At 40.3% G+C, this 13,623-nt stretch carries 15 protein-coding genes; all 15 read left to right on the top strand.

Going from position 1 to position 13,623, the window contains the following annotated elements; genetic code table 11:
• Positions 1 to 125 precede the first annotated feature (125 nt).
• Positions 126 to 590: a (2Fe-2S)-binding protein gene (locus ACSHZO_RS11930; protein ID WP_298247414.1), complete on the top strand. Its 465-nt coding sequence runs from the start codon at positions 126 to 128 to the stop codon at positions 588 to 590.
• Positions 591 to 611: 21 nt separating this feature from the next.
• Positions 612 to 2,876, top strand: coding sequence for a xanthine dehydrogenase family protein molybdopterin-binding subunit (locus ACSHZO_RS11925; RefSeq protein ID WP_298247413.1), 2,265 nt, complete (start codon positions 612 to 614; stop codon positions 2,874 to 2,876).
• Between the two features lie 5 nt (positions 2,877 to 2,881).
• Positions 2,882 to 3,220: a winged helix-turn-helix domain-containing protein gene (locus ACSHZO_RS11920; protein WP_298247412.1), complete on the top strand. Its 339-nt coding sequence runs from the start codon at positions 2,882 to 2,884 to the stop codon at positions 3,218 to 3,220.
• Positions 3,221 to 3,300: 80 nt separating this feature from the next.
• A complete protein-coding gene (locus ACSHZO_RS11915; protein ID WP_298247411.1) occupies positions 3,301 to 4,452 on the top strand; it encodes a cysteine desulfurase family protein in 1,152 nt (383 codons plus the stop codon).
• Positions 4,449 to 5,588: an XdhC family protein gene (locus ACSHZO_RS11910; protein ID WP_298247410.1), complete on the top strand. Its 1,140-nt coding sequence runs from the start codon at positions 4,449 to 4,451 to the stop codon at positions 5,586 to 5,588. Before ACSHZO_RS11915 ends, ACSHZO_RS11910 begins: the two co-directional genes overlap by 4 nt.
• A gap of 3 nt (positions 5,589 to 5,591) precedes the next feature.
• A complete protein-coding gene (locus tag ACSHZO_RS11905) occupies positions 5,592 to 6,206 on the top strand; it encodes a nucleotidyltransferase family protein (protein WP_298247409.1) in 615 nt (204 codons plus the stop codon).
• Positions 6,196 to 6,432 carry a MoaD/ThiS family protein gene (locus ACSHZO_RS11900; protein ID WP_298247408.1) on the top strand — a complete coding sequence of 79 codons (237 nt, stop codon included), beginning with the start codon at positions 6,196 to 6,198 and terminating at the stop codon, positions 6,430 to 6,432. Before ACSHZO_RS11905 ends, ACSHZO_RS11900 begins: the two co-directional genes overlap by 11 nt.
• Positions 6,429 to 7,439 carry a HesA/MoeB/ThiF family protein gene (locus ACSHZO_RS11895; protein WP_298247407.1) on the top strand — a complete coding sequence of 337 codons (1,011 nt, stop codon included), beginning with the start codon at positions 6,429 to 6,431 and terminating at the stop codon, positions 7,437 to 7,439. The genes ACSHZO_RS11900 and ACSHZO_RS11895 overlap by 4 nt, the downstream gene beginning before the upstream one ends.
• Positions 7,432 to 7,875, top strand: a complete 444-nt coding sequence (locus ACSHZO_RS11890; protein ID WP_295181250.1) for a molybdenum cofactor biosynthesis protein MoaE — start codon at positions 7,432 to 7,434, stop codon at positions 7,873 to 7,875. Before ACSHZO_RS11895 ends, ACSHZO_RS11890 begins: the two co-directional genes overlap by 8 nt.
• The gene (moaCB, locus tag ACSHZO_RS11885) at positions 7,875 to 8,771 is read left to right on the top strand and encodes a bifunctional molybdenum cofactor biosynthesis protein MoaC/MoaB (protein WP_298247406.1); all 897 of its coding nucleotides are present in this window, start codon (positions 7,875 to 7,877) and stop codon (positions 8,769 to 8,771) included. Before ACSHZO_RS11890 ends, moaCB begins: the two co-directional genes overlap by 1 nt.
• Positions 8,764 to 9,756 carry a GTP 3',8-cyclase MoaA gene (moaA, locus tag ACSHZO_RS11880; protein WP_298247405.1) on the top strand — a complete coding sequence of 331 codons (993 nt, stop codon included), beginning with the start codon at positions 8,764 to 8,766 and terminating at the stop codon, positions 9,754 to 9,756. Before moaCB ends, moaA begins: the two co-directional genes overlap by 8 nt.
• Positions 9,756 to 10,922 carry a molybdopterin molybdotransferase MoeA gene (locus ACSHZO_RS11875; RefSeq protein ID WP_298247404.1) on the top strand — a complete coding sequence of 389 codons (1,167 nt, stop codon included), beginning with the start codon at positions 9,756 to 9,758 and terminating at the stop codon, positions 10,920 to 10,922. Before moaA ends, ACSHZO_RS11875 begins: the two co-directional genes overlap by 1 nt.
• Before the next feature lies 1 nt (position 10,923).
• Positions 10,924 to 11,679 (top strand): TSUP family transporter, encoded by a 756-nt coding sequence (locus ACSHZO_RS11870; protein ID WP_298247403.1) that lies wholly within the window; start codon positions 10,924 to 10,926, stop codon positions 11,677 to 11,679.
• A gap of 139 nt (positions 11,680 to 11,818) precedes the next feature.
• Positions 11,819 to 12,619 carry a 2Fe-2S iron-sulfur cluster-binding protein gene (locus ACSHZO_RS11865; protein WP_298247402.1) on the top strand — a complete coding sequence of 267 codons (801 nt, stop codon included), beginning with the start codon at positions 11,819 to 11,821 and terminating at the stop codon, positions 12,617 to 12,619.
• Between the two features lie 12 nt (positions 12,620 to 12,631).
• Positions 12,632 to 13,618, top strand: coding sequence for an FAD binding domain-containing protein (locus ACSHZO_RS11860; protein WP_298247401.1), 987 nt, complete (start codon positions 12,632 to 12,634; stop codon positions 13,616 to 13,618).
• The last annotated feature ends 5 nt before the right edge of the window (positions 13,619 to 13,623 follow it).

Raw genomic sequence — 13,623 nt, 5'->3', positions numbered from 1 at the left:
AAGTTGATATAAATCAATTAGACAGGTTAAAATCTTGTTAGTTATTTATAGGAAATAGCTAGCTAAATGATAGTAAGGCTGGTTTCGCTTGGAATAATTACGTAATTTTTAGGAAAATTTAAGATATGGCTGCAATAACCCTCAACATCAATGATAAAGAACACTCTTTGGACATAGATCCCAATACTCCGTTGCTATGGGTTTTAAGGGATCATTTAAATTTGGTAGGTACCAAGTTTGGGTGTGGAATCTCTCAATGTGGCGCTTGTACTGTACATTTTAACGGCAATGCTGTAAGATCCTGTCAATTGCCGGCATCTTCTGCCGCAGGGAATAAGATCACTACAATCGAAGGTCTTTCTGAAAACGGAGATCATCCCGTGCAGAAAGCCTGGCTGGAACACGATGTTCCGCAGTGTGGATACTGCCAGGCTGGCCAGATCATGTCTGCAACTGCACTACTCAACCGGAATCCAAATCCTACAGATTCTGAAATAGAGAACGCTATGAATGGGAATATTTGTAGATGTGGAACCTATACCCGTATCAAAGCAGCCATCAAAACCGCATCCAATTCTCAGGAAGTTTAATTATAGTCAAAGAAGATTAAGATGAGTAAAGTAAAAACAACATTTGGACGTAGATCCTTTATAAAGAGTGTTTCTATCGCTAGTGGCGGACTAATAATTGGCTTTAACTGGATGGCTTGCAAAGGCCCGGCGGAAGAAGGTAGTGAAGAACTGGCGATGCAAATGCCAGATGAGTGGTTCGAGTTGAACGGCTATCTTAAAATTGGAGATAATGGTATAGTTACCATCTATTCACCAAACCCTGAAATTGGTCAGAATGTAAAGACTTCCATGCCTATGATCGTGGCAGAGGAACTCGATGCAGACTGGAATAACGTAATAGTAGAGCAGGCTCCGCTTAATACTGAAATTTTTACAAGACAACTTGCAGGTGGAAGTCAATCTATTAGACAGGGCTGGCAATCTTTAAGAACAGCTGGTGCTACTGCAAGATATATGCTGGTTGCAGCAGCTGCAAAACAGTGGGATGTACCTCAGGAGGAAATTACGGTAAATAATGGTATCATCGAGCATGCCAAATCCGGACAGAAGATCGGTTTTGGAGATATTGCAAAATCGGCAGCCGCTATTGAAGTTCCAGAGGAAGTAAACTTAAAGGAAAATACAGATTTCAGGATTATTGGTACATCCAGAAAAAACGTAGATGCCAGAAAGATCGTAACCGGGCAACCATTATATGGACTGGACACCCATAGAGATGGAATGCTAATCGCAATGGTAATGCAGCCACCCGCCTTTGGAATGGAATTTAAAAATATGAATGCTGAAAAGGCCAAAGGCCTGCCCGGTATTACTGATATTTTTACCATCGATACCTATCCTGAGGATATGGAAAAGGAATGGAGTGATGTTGGATCGTTTTCAAAACTGGTTGTTATCGTTGGCGAGACCACATGGCAGGTAATGCAGGCAAGAAAAGAACTGGAGGTGGAATGGGATCTTAACCCTGAACTTACTAAAGAAATTGAAATTCTGGAGAAGTCGGCTGGCATGCAGGATGCAAGCGGACTCGAAAGTAGCGATATACATAACTCCTTGATGGCAGAAGCAGGCAGTAAAAATGCTGAAGTTGTAAGAAAAGATGGAGATCCTGAAAAAGCATTTAAGAATGCAGCGAGAGTGATCGAGAGGTCATATACCTGCCCGTTCCTGGCGCATAATTGTATGGAACCCATGAATTTTTTCGCGAATGTCTTCAATGGAAAAGCGGAATTAATAGGTCCTATACAAACTCCGGAATATGCTGAAAAAAGCGTACAGAAGCGCCTTGGGATGGATCTTGAAAATATTGACATCCAGATGACACGAATGGGTGGAGGCTTTGGAAGAAGACTTTACGGTCATTTTCTGGTGGAAGCAGCGGTGATTTCAGAGAAGGTAGGTGCACCTATCAAACTAGTGTATACACGTGAGGATGACATGACCAATGGTGTATACCGGCCGGCTTATCATGTAACATATAAGGCAGCATTAGATGCTAATAATCAATTAACTGCTTTCCATGTGAATGCAGGAGGGATTCCTGAAAGTCCGCTTTTCGCCAATAGATTCCCGGCAGGAGCTATTGATAATTACCTGGCAGAAAGCTGGGTGGTAGAATCCAATATTTCCGTAGGAGCTTTTAGAGCTCCAAGGTCGAACTTTATTGCTGGAGCCGAGCAATCTTTCCTCGATGAACTTGCTGAAGAAATGGGCAAGGATCCTATAGAATTCAGATTAGAAATGCTGGAAAAAGCGAAAAATAAGCCAGTAGGCGAAAACAATGATTACGATCCTGAGAGATATGCGGGGGTATTAAAACTGGCAAGGGATAAATCAGGCTGGAATTCGAGTTCACCGATGGCCAGAGGGGTTTCGGCCTATTATTGTCATAATTCTTATGTCGCCCAGATCCTCGATATGACCGTTGAGAATAATCAACCTCTTATAGATAAAGTGACCTGCGCCGTTGACTGCGGAATCGTGGTAAATCCTGAAGCTGCTAAGAATATGGTGGAAGGTGGTACGATCGATGGAATTGGTCATGCTCTATTCAGCGAAATGACCTTTGCTGAAGGAGTTCCGCAGCAAAGCAATTTTGACGGCTACCGACTCATTAGACATAAAGAAGCTCCCAAAAAGATTGATGTTCATTTTGTAGATAACGGGATCGATCCTACAGGTTTGGGAGAGCCGCCATTTCCGCCGGTTCAGGGAGCATTGGCGAATGCCCTATACAAGGCGACCGGAAAAAGGTTTTATAAGCAACCGTTTATCACTGGTTTGCAGGGCGATCTTAAGACCTGAAGTATATGAAAAGTATCAAGGTGAAATGCTGGATCGAGACTAATGGAGATAAACTCTATGGTCCCGGTCCTCATGAATTACTTCGGAATATTAAAGATGAAGGGAGTTTATCCAAAGCAGCTGAGAAAATGCAGTTGTCATATCGCAAAGCCTGGGATATTGTTCAGCAGTTAAATAAGCATTCCGAAGAACCTTTGGTGATATTAAGAAAAGGAGGGAAGACTGGTGGTGGTGCAGAAGTTACTATTCATGCTCAAGAAGTAATGGAAGCCTACAATAAATTTCAGAAAAAACTGCAAGACGTTACTAAAGAAGAGAAGCAGCTACTTAAAATCTTAAATTAAAACTAAAACTGAGAAATTTAAAGCCTTCTTTCATAGTTTTAAAGTCCGATATATATTTAAATACATAACGCTTAAAGCATTTGATAAAATCCGAAAAAATATACCTTGATTACAATGCCACAACCCCGGTTCATGAACAGGTGTTGGATAAGATGCTGCCATATTTTACTCAAAATTTTGCAAATCCTCATAGTGATCATGCATTTGGCTGGGATGCCAGTGAGTCATTGGAGCAAGCAAGAAAGCAGGTGGCAGCTTTGATCAATGCCAATACTTCAGAAATTACTTTTACTTCAGGAGCTACAGAAGCAGCCAATCTTGCGTTGCTTGGGTTTGCAAAGAAAAACAGGAATAAAGGACAGCATATAATTAGTTGTAAAACCGAGCATAAAGCTATTCTGGAAACCTTAAATGCCTTAGAAAAAGATGGTTATGAAATTAGCTATGTAGAGGTCAATTGCGACGGAATAGTAGATTTGGAACAGTTTCAAAGTTTGTTGCGTCCAGATACGAGCATGGTAGTGATGATGCTGGCTAATAATGAAACTGGCGTCATTCAGGATATCACTAAAATTTCAGAGTTAGCGCTTCAGAATGCTAGCGTGGTCATGAGCGATATTACCCAGGCAGTTGGTAAAATCGATGTTGATATAAAGGCTATGGGAATAGATCTCGCAATTTTTTCGTCTCATAAGATTTATGGACCTAAAGGAGCAGGCGCTTTATACTGTTCCTCAAAGATCGACTTAGAAAGGTATATGTACGGAGGAAATCAGGAAAATGGTATGAGACCGGGAACTGTAAACGTTCCGGCAATGGTTGGTTTTGGTTTTGCTGCAGAAATTGCAAAAATTGAGTTGCAGAAAACTTCAGAAGAATTGCTATTACTACGTACTAATTTTGAAGAGCAGCTGCAGGCTTTAGAGGATGTTCAAATAACTGCAAAAGATCAGGACCGACTTCCGAATACCATAAGTTTTAGTGTTCACAATGTGGATGGAGATGCACTTTATCGAAGAATGAACAGGATCGCGATCTCTAGAGGTTCAGCCTGTACTTCCAATATAATAGATGCTTCGCATGTGCTGACTGCTATGGGATTCGAAGAAAGACTGGCGCTGGCTACCTACCGTGTTAGTCTGGGTAGAACTACAACGCAGCAAGATATGAACCTGGCATTCGAAAATATTCAAACTGCGATCAATAGTATTAGAAAAACCAGCGTGGTATGAGAGAGATTGATGCGATTGTAGCAGAATATAACAAACTGAAACATGCACAAATTTCATGTGTTCTGGCGACGGTGGTTCACGTGCAAGGTTCTTCTTATAGAAGGGCAGGTGCGAGAATGTTAGTAGATGAATTCGGCAATCTCACCGGGGCGATTAGTGGCGGATGTCTAGAAGGCGATGCACTTCGAAAAGCTCTGCATGCTATGCATCAGCAAAAGAATAAACTGGTTACTTATGATACAAGCGATGAAAATAATGCAGTTATTGGCGCACAATTAGGATGCAACGGGATCATTAAAGTGTTGTTTGAAGCGATCGATTTTGAAAATGAGCGAAATGCCTGTGAATTGCTTCAAACTGCCTCAAAAACTGGGGAAAAGGCTTCAATTTTGATTGAATTCGATCTAAAAGAAACCAATTTGCAACCTGGTACGGTTGCTTTGATCTATTCTGAAGATAAAATATTCGCTTCAGCTGAAATAGAACAGGTAATTTTATTTGAAGCTTCAGAAGTTATTCAGAAAAAGCGATCTGATTTTTTAAAGTTGGAGCGAAACGGCAACAGCTGTATGAACTATATCCAGTTTTACGAACCACCGATCAAGCTGGTTCTGGTTGGTGCGGGGAATGATGCAATGATCCTGGCCAGCCAGGCAGAACTTCTGGGATGGAAAATCATCATTGCAGATGGAAGGCCAACTCATGCGAATACAAACCGATTTTCTTCAGGTTGCCAGGTGATCGTGACCAGACCGGAAAATACTTTGGAAAAGATTGAGATAGATGAAAGAACCTGTTTTGCATTGATAAGTCATAATTACCATTATGATCTGGCAGTACTTCAATTATTGCTTAAAAAAACAGAAGTTCCTTATATAGGTATTCTTGGCCCGCTTAAAAAATGGGAACGCATGAAGGATGATCTGGATCACGCAGGGATTGAAGTTTCCAGTTTCGATAATGATCGAATTCATGCACCAATAGGCCTGGAACTGGGAGCTGAAACGCCAGCTGAGATCGGTTTGTCCATTCTGGCAGAAATTCAGGCAAAACTAACCGATTCCAGCGCTAAATCATTGAAATTTAAAAATGCTCCAATTCACGAAAGAAGAACTTCAGAAATACCGAGTATTTAAGATATGAACGGGGAAAAATCAAATATTGCCGTTCTAATTCTCGCCGCAGGTTCTAGTAAACGATTGGGAAAGCCAAAACAATTGGTGAAATTCAAAAATAAAACACTACTACAGCATAGTATCGATGTTTCTGAAGCTTTAGATCTTTCAGAAAAAATAATTGTTCTTGGCGCAAATGAGGAAAAAATTTTAAACGAGGTTGATCTTAAAAATCACAAACTTTTAATCAATAAAAACTGGCAGGAAGGCATGTCCACAAGCCTAAAAAACGGATTGGAAGAAATTCGAAATTGGCATCCTACTATTAAGCATGTCCTCGTATTACTATCAGATCAGCCATTTATAAGTGAGTTGGTTTTACAGGAACTTATAGATAAACACTTAACGGCAAATTGTCTGGCAACTTTTTCACAATACCAGGAAATTCCGGGTGTCCCAGCTATATTTTCCAGTGAAATTTTCCCGGACCTGATGAGGATCGAAGGTGATCGTGGTGCGAGAGATTTGATTAAAAACGGACTTACGAATTACCAATTGCTGCTATTCGAAAAAGGTATTGTGGATATTGATACAGAGAAGGATTTGCAATTTTTAAAAAAATTAGAGCATGAAGCTTAAACTTAAATACTTCGGAAAACTCGCTGAAACGGCAGGCTTACAGGAAGAATATAAAGAATTGGAAAGTGCCGATACACTAGCAGAACTCAAAAGAATAGTATTCGAGGAATATAAATTTGATGATTCTGAAACAATTCAGGTAGCAGTGAATCAGCAACTTGATAAAAATAAAACTTTAAAAGAAGGAGATGAAATCGCATTTCTGCCTCCTTTCGCCGGAGGATGAGATACGACAGGCAAATAACTTTAGATGATATTGGGGTTTCCGGACAGGGGAAGCTCCAGAATGCCAGCATTCTAATTATTGGAATGGGCGGCCTTGGCTGCCCCGCCGCCACGTATCTTGCAGGAGCCGGGATTGGCAGACTTGGCTTGCTTGATCACGACAGCGTGTCTGTTACAAATTTGCACAGGCAGACATTGTTTGCTGAAGGTGATATCGATAGGAAAAAAGTAGAAGTTGCAGCTAAAAAATTACGGGCATTGAATTCAGAAGTTTGCCTGGAGATCTACGATGAAAGACTGAATACTTCTAATGTCCGCAAACTGATCTCGAATTACGACCTGATCATTGATGGGACCGATAATTTTGAAACTAAGTATCTGATCAACGATGCCTGCTTACTGGAAGACAAAACCTGGATCTATGCTTCGGTTTATAAACATGAAGGTCAGTGTTCTGTTTTCAACTACAACGCTGGGCCAAGTTATCGATGTCTTTTTCCGAAGATAGCGCGTGAGAATATAAGTTGCGAAGTTACGGGAACCCTTGGAATGTTACCTGGAATTTTCGGAATGTACCAGGCAATGGAAGCTGTAAAAATCATTCTTGGAATAGGAACAGTTTTATCTGGAAAACTAAAAATTCAGAATTTGATGTTTCAACAGGATCAGCTTATTGAGATAAAAAAACGACCGGAGCAGATCGCAATGATACTGGAAAAAGGTATACAAAGTATGGTAACCAACTGTACTTTAAAAGATACAGATCAGCTTTACCTGGATGTTCGGGAATTGCATGAAGAGCCGTTGATCGAATCGAAGAATGTACTTAGAATTCCGCTTCAGCAATTGGAAAAGCGGGTGGAAGAAATTCCGAAGAATAAAGAAATACAGGTCTTTTGCCAGTCAGGAGTTAGAAGTCTGCGAGCAAAGGAGTTATTAGAAAATAAATTTCATTTTGGGAATCTTAAAAATGTTGCCGGTGGAGTTCAAACAATCATAAATGGATAAGAAAAAACCTAAAAAGGTATTTGTAGAGGGAGCAATTCCTCCAGAAAAGATCGCGAAATCCATCGCAAATCATCAGTCCAAGACCAATATTGGTGCACATAGTATCTTTCTTGGTCAGATTCGTGCAGATGAAGTAGATGCAAAAATTGTTCAGGCTATAGAATACAGTGCCTATGAAGAAATGGCAGAACAGGTTTTTCACGAAATAAGGGAAAGCGCGTTCTCGAAATTCGATATTACCTGCGCACATATTTATCATAGTATGGGTAGGGTGAATGCCGGCGAGATCTGTTTGTTCGTGTTCACATCTTCGGCACATCGTAAAATAGCAATAGAGGCATGTAATTTTTTCGTGGAAGAGATTAAAGCGAAAGCACCCATTTTTGGAAAAGAACTTTTTGAGGACGATTCTCACCAATGGAAAGTAAATAAATAATGGTAGACATCACACACAAAATAAACACGCTGAGAGAAGCAACGGCAGTGGCGGTTGTAAAAACTTCTTCGGAAGAGACCATTATGGCCATTCAGAATAATATGGTTCCTAAGGGAAATGTTTTCGAAATGGCTAAAGCTGCCGGACTTTTAGGGGTGAAGAAAACTCCAGATCTGCTTCCAGATTGTCATCCATTGCCGATCGAATATACCGGTATTAATTACGAGATAAAGAATCTTGAGATTCATATTTCTGTAGAAGTGAAAACGATCTACAAGACCGGGGTTGAGGTTGAAGCTATGCATGGTGCCAGTATCGTCGCTCTAACCTTATACGATATGCTGAAACCCATCGATAAACAGGTGGAGATTGGCAGTATAAAACTCCAGCAAAAAAAAGGCGGTAAATCTTCCTTTAAAATTAATTCTGAAGGGATTACTGCAAGCATTATCGTATGTTCCGATACTATTTCGAAAGGGAATGGCGAGGATAAGGCTGGAGAAATAATCCTTTCTAAATTGAAGGATCTGGATATTCCTGGCACAAAATCGATCATTGCAGATGAACCTTCAGAAATTAAAACAGCTTTGGAAAATGCCGAAGGAAACCTGGTAATTTTTACAGGTGGAACTGGTGTAAGTGATCGAGATAATACTCCCGGGGTAATTAGTAAGATGCTGGACAAAAATCTACCCGGTGTAGAAGAGCAAATTAGAAGTTATGGACAACAACGTATGCCCTTTGCTATGCTGTCAAGATCTGTAGCAGGGGTGATGAAGGGAAAGCTTGTACTTGCATTTCCAGGTTCCACCAAAGGCGCTGCAGAATGCATGGACGCCATATTTCCGCATGTTTTGCATGCGTTTAAAGTTTTAGAAGGAAAGAGACATGATTGAAGAAAGAAAGCAGATCGTAGATAATTTTGGAAGGCCACATACCTATTTGAGGATCTCACTTACAGATCGTTGCAACTTGAGATGTTTTTATTGTATGCCTGAAGATGGAATTCAGCTAATGGACAAACCCAGTATTATGACCCTGGAAGAGATCATTAGTTTGGCAACCAGCTTTAGAGACCTTGGAGTGGATACTATTCGGCTTACGGGAGGTGAACCTCTAGTTCGCAAGAATTTTGGTTATCTCGTGGAGGAACTTTCCAAATTGGGAGTGACTTTAAAGATTACTACAAATGGTATTGTACTGGATAAATACCTCGATCTCTTTCAAAAAATAGGTTTGAAAAAGATCAATTTTAGTCTTGATACTTTAGATAAAGCAAGATCGATTTTTATAACCAAGCGGGATTTTTATGACCGCATAATGGTTAATTTGGAGAAGGCACTTGAGATGGGTATGCATATCAAACTTAACATCGTGCTGATAAAAGGAGTAAATGATGCCGAGATCAATGATTTTATTGCGCTTACAAAGCATAAGAATCTAGTGGTGAAATTCATAGAATTCATGCCATTTAAGGGAAATGAATGGGACTGGAGTAAGGGAGTGAGTAAACAGGAAATACTGGATACAGTTCAGAAAGAATTTGGAGAAATTGAAGTACTCGAAAATCCTAAGCATAGTACCAGTACAAATTTTAAAGTGGCTGGTCATACTGGAAGCTTTGCCATTGTTAGTACCATCACTAATCCTTTTTGCAGCGAATGTAACCGGATTAGAGTTACTGCCGATGGAAAGATGAAAAACTGCCTGTTTGCCAATTCTGAAACCGATCTGCTAAGTCCTATGCGAGCCGGTGAGGAAGTAAGTCCGATTATCTTAAATGCCATCAAATCAAAGAAACATTCCAGGGATGGGATGGATGTAAAAATGAATGCAGAGCATTATGAACAAAACCGGTCTATGATCTCAATAGGAGGATAATGGTAGAAATTAAGGAGGCATTAGAAATAATTAGATCACAGAGCGTTCAACTAGATTCTGAAGTTGTGAGCCTTAAGGATTCACTGGACAGAGTTTTGGCTGAAGATTTAAAAGCAGGTTTTGATCTGCCTGGTTTTGATAACTCGGCTATGGATGGTTATGCTTTGGGCGGACTTCAGCAGGAATATAAAATTGTTGGCGAAGTCGCTGCAGGTGATTCAAAGGAGTTTATAGTGAAGAAAGGTGAAGCTGTTCGAATCTTTACCGGTGCAAAAGTTCCGGAAGGCTCTTCCGCAGTGATCATGCAGGAAAAAACAGAGGTAAAAGAGAACTTACTTATTCTTAAGGAGTTACCAAAAGAAGGTCAGTGCATTCGAAAAAAAGGTGAAGAGCTAAATAAAGATGAGCTGGTTTTTAGCAAGTCTTATCAAATTACCGCTGCAGGAATTGGGATGCTAGGTAGTCTTGGGCTCCATAAAATAAAAGTATTTAAGAAACCGATCATTCAGTTGATCACCACTGGGAATGAACTGGTCGCCCCGGGAGAATCATTGCAAGCCGGGCAGATTTATGAGTCCAACAGTGGTGCTATAGAAGCGGCATTGAAAAGCAAAGGATTTTCCAGTTCCGCAAGCATACAGATGGAGGATGATTTTGAATTGATCAAAACTGGAATTTCTCAAGCTTTAGAAAATACGGAAGTATTGATTCTTTCAGGAGGAATTTCAGTGGGAGATTACGATTTTGTAAAGCAGGCGCTGGAGGAGAACGGGGTAGAAGAGCTATTCTATAAGGTGAAGCAAAAACCCGGAAAACCATTATATTTTGGAAGGAAAGGAAATCAATTTGTATTTGCGCTACCAGGAAATCCCGCATCTTCTCTTAGTTGCTTTTATATTTATGTGTTACCGCTTTTACAAAAGCTTAGCGGACTTCCTGGGAAAGGATTACTAGAACTTAATTTGCCAGTTTCCAAAGATTTCGAGAACAAGGGAGACCGTCCGGTTTTCCTAAAAGCTAATATTGGTAATAATCTGGTAGAGATTTTAAATGCACAGGGATCTTCCATGATAGGTTCAATGGCAAAAGGTAATGCCCTGGCCTATGTTGAAGCTTTCAAAAAAATAGAAAAAGGATCATTAATTAAAACATTTCTGATCTCCTAGCATGCCTCTGGAATACCTACCACTGTTATTTTTCTTTATCGCGCTATTCTATAGTTCGGTAGGGTTTGGTGGAGGATCCAGTTACCTGGCTATACTTAGCCTTGTAATGGCCGATTTCTATGAAATTCGGTCTACCGCTTTGGTGTTGAATGTATGCGTTGTTTCAATTAGCACCATTCTTTTCGAGAGAAACGGTGTTTTAAAACCTCGTATTCTCTGGCCATTTTTCGTACTGAGTATTCCCCTTGCCTATCTGGGTGCTCAGGTGAAACTATCGCAGGCTATTTTCTTTATAATTTTAGGATTTGCACTTTTACTGGCGGGCGTTTTTATGTGTCTTCGATATTGGAAATCTGCTCAGATATCTACGGAATTCACCAATCTGAAAAAGGCAGTTCTGGGTGGAGTCATTGGATTGTTATCAGGCATTTCTGGTATTGGAGGTGGAATTTTTCTTTCGCCTGTTCTCAACCTAATGAGGTGGAAGGATGCGCGCATTATCGCCTCTCTGGCTTCAGTATTTATACTGGTAAATAGTATTGCAGGTTTAGTGGGACTTCATATAGCAGATACTTTTAAACTCGATACAGATCTTTTATTTGAATTGATCATTGCTGTTGTAATTGGCGGAATAATTGGTTCTTATTTAAGCAGTAAAAAATTCAATTTAAAAGTCTTGGGAATACTGACTGCTGTCCTGATATTTTATGTTGGACTTCGGCTTATCTTCAAGTTCGGACTTGATCTAAGCATCTGATATTTTTCATTTAATAATAAACTTTGGTTAAAAGAAGCTTCAAATGCCTCATTGACGCTGGCTGTTAACACTTCGGTAACATTTGCCAAGTCTTAATTCTGTAATTTTAAAAGGTAGACTTACCTCCAAAAATAATTACATGAAAGATTTAGACAAATGGAAAGCCAAGGTTGAGGCAGATGACTTTACCGATGATGAAAGGAAGGTTTTTGATGAAATGGGGCTGAAAGGTTCCTCAAGGCGAACCTTTTTAAAGCAGGTCTCAGTGGCGAGTATGAGTCTCTGGGCAACATCATACTTTACAAATGACCTGTTTGCCAGTAATATGGAAGACCTTCCAGAAGAAGTACGGGTTTTATTAAATGAGGTAAAAGTGAATTTGCGAGTGAATGATATGAGCAAACCACTAAATATTGATTCGAGAATGAGTTTGCTTGATGCACTCAGGGAGCGTCTTGCTCTTACCGGTACAAAAAAAGGTTGTGACCATGGACAATGTGGTGCATGTACGGTGATGATCGATGGAAAAAGAAAATTATCCTGTTTAACTCTTGCAGCCACCTGCAACGAAAAAGAGATCACCACGGTAGAAGGTCTTGCCAGCGATGGGAAACTTCATTCTATGCAGGAAGCCTTTTTGAAACACGATGGCTACCAATGTGGATATTGTACTCCTGGACAGGTTTGTTCTTCCGTAGCTTTGCTGGAAGAAGCGAAAAATGGAGAAGCCAGCTATTTAACTGAAGATCTGAAAACGATCAAAAAAGACCTGAAACTTTCCGAAGCAGAAATTAGAGAGCGTATGTCTGGAAATATTTGCCGTTGTGGTGCTTACAATAATATTGTACAGGCCTTTAAAGAGGTTCATTCCGGAGATAGTCAAATGCCAACCTGGGAATTTGCTACCCAGGAACAAATGGAAAATGCAAAGAACGCTTAATACCAACCAGATATGAGACCATTCACTTATACGAATGCCAAAAATACACAGGAAGCTTTGCAGAAAACTACTGCAACGACACATTACCTGGCCGGAGGAACTAATCTGGTAGATCTAATGAAAGAAGATGTTGAACGTCCAGATCAATTAGTGGATGTTAATAATCTTGAATTCAATAAAATTGAAAAAAACCAATCTGGAGGCTGGAGTCTTGGAGCGATGCTAAATAACTCTGATACTGCGAATCATCCGGATATCCGTCAGAATTACCCATTATTATCCATGGCGATGCTATCTGCTGCGACTGCGCAGATCAGGAATATGGCTACCAATGGAGGTAACTTATTGCAGAGAACCAGATGTCCATATTTCTTCGAAACTTCGATGCCTTGCAATAAAAGAGAACCAGGTTCTGGTTGCGGCGCCATAGATGGAATGAATGCAGTGCATGCAATTTTTGGCTATAGCAAGGAATGTATCGCTACACATCCTTCAGATATGTGCGTTGCCCTTGCTGCGATGGGAGCAGAAGTTGAGGTTCAGAAGACAGACGGTTCCAGTCGTAAAATTCCATTTAACGAATTCCATAGATTGCCCGGCGATAGACCTGAAAAAGATACTACTCTAGAAGAAGGAGAGCTTATAACGCAGATACATTTATCTTCTCCGGAATTTGCAGATAATTACTATTACCTGAAGATTAGAGAACGTTCCAGTTATGCTTTTGCGCTTATTTCAGTCGCAGCAGGATTGTCTATTCAAAATGGGATGATTTCCAAAGTAGGTCTGGCCATGGGTGGAGTTGCTCATAAACCCTGGAAACTTTCAGAAGCGGAAGATTTTCTGAATGGTAAAAAGGCAAATACCGAGAATTTTGAAAAGGCAGCGGAACTAGCTCTAAAAGATGCCAAGCCTTTTGAAAAGAATAAATACAAGGTCGAGATGGGTAAGAAAGCTATAGTGCGGGCACTGGAGCAGGCTACAAATCGAACAGCATAACCAAT

This window comes from Christiangramia sp. 3-2217-3z (assembly GCF_051195275.1).
Lineage (GTDB): Bacteria > Bacteroidota > Bacteroidia > Flavobacteriales > Flavobacteriaceae > Christiangramia > Christiangramia marina.
The sequence above is the reverse complement of the archived record's forward strand: the minus strand, read 5'-3'. Positions and strand labels throughout refer to the sequence as shown.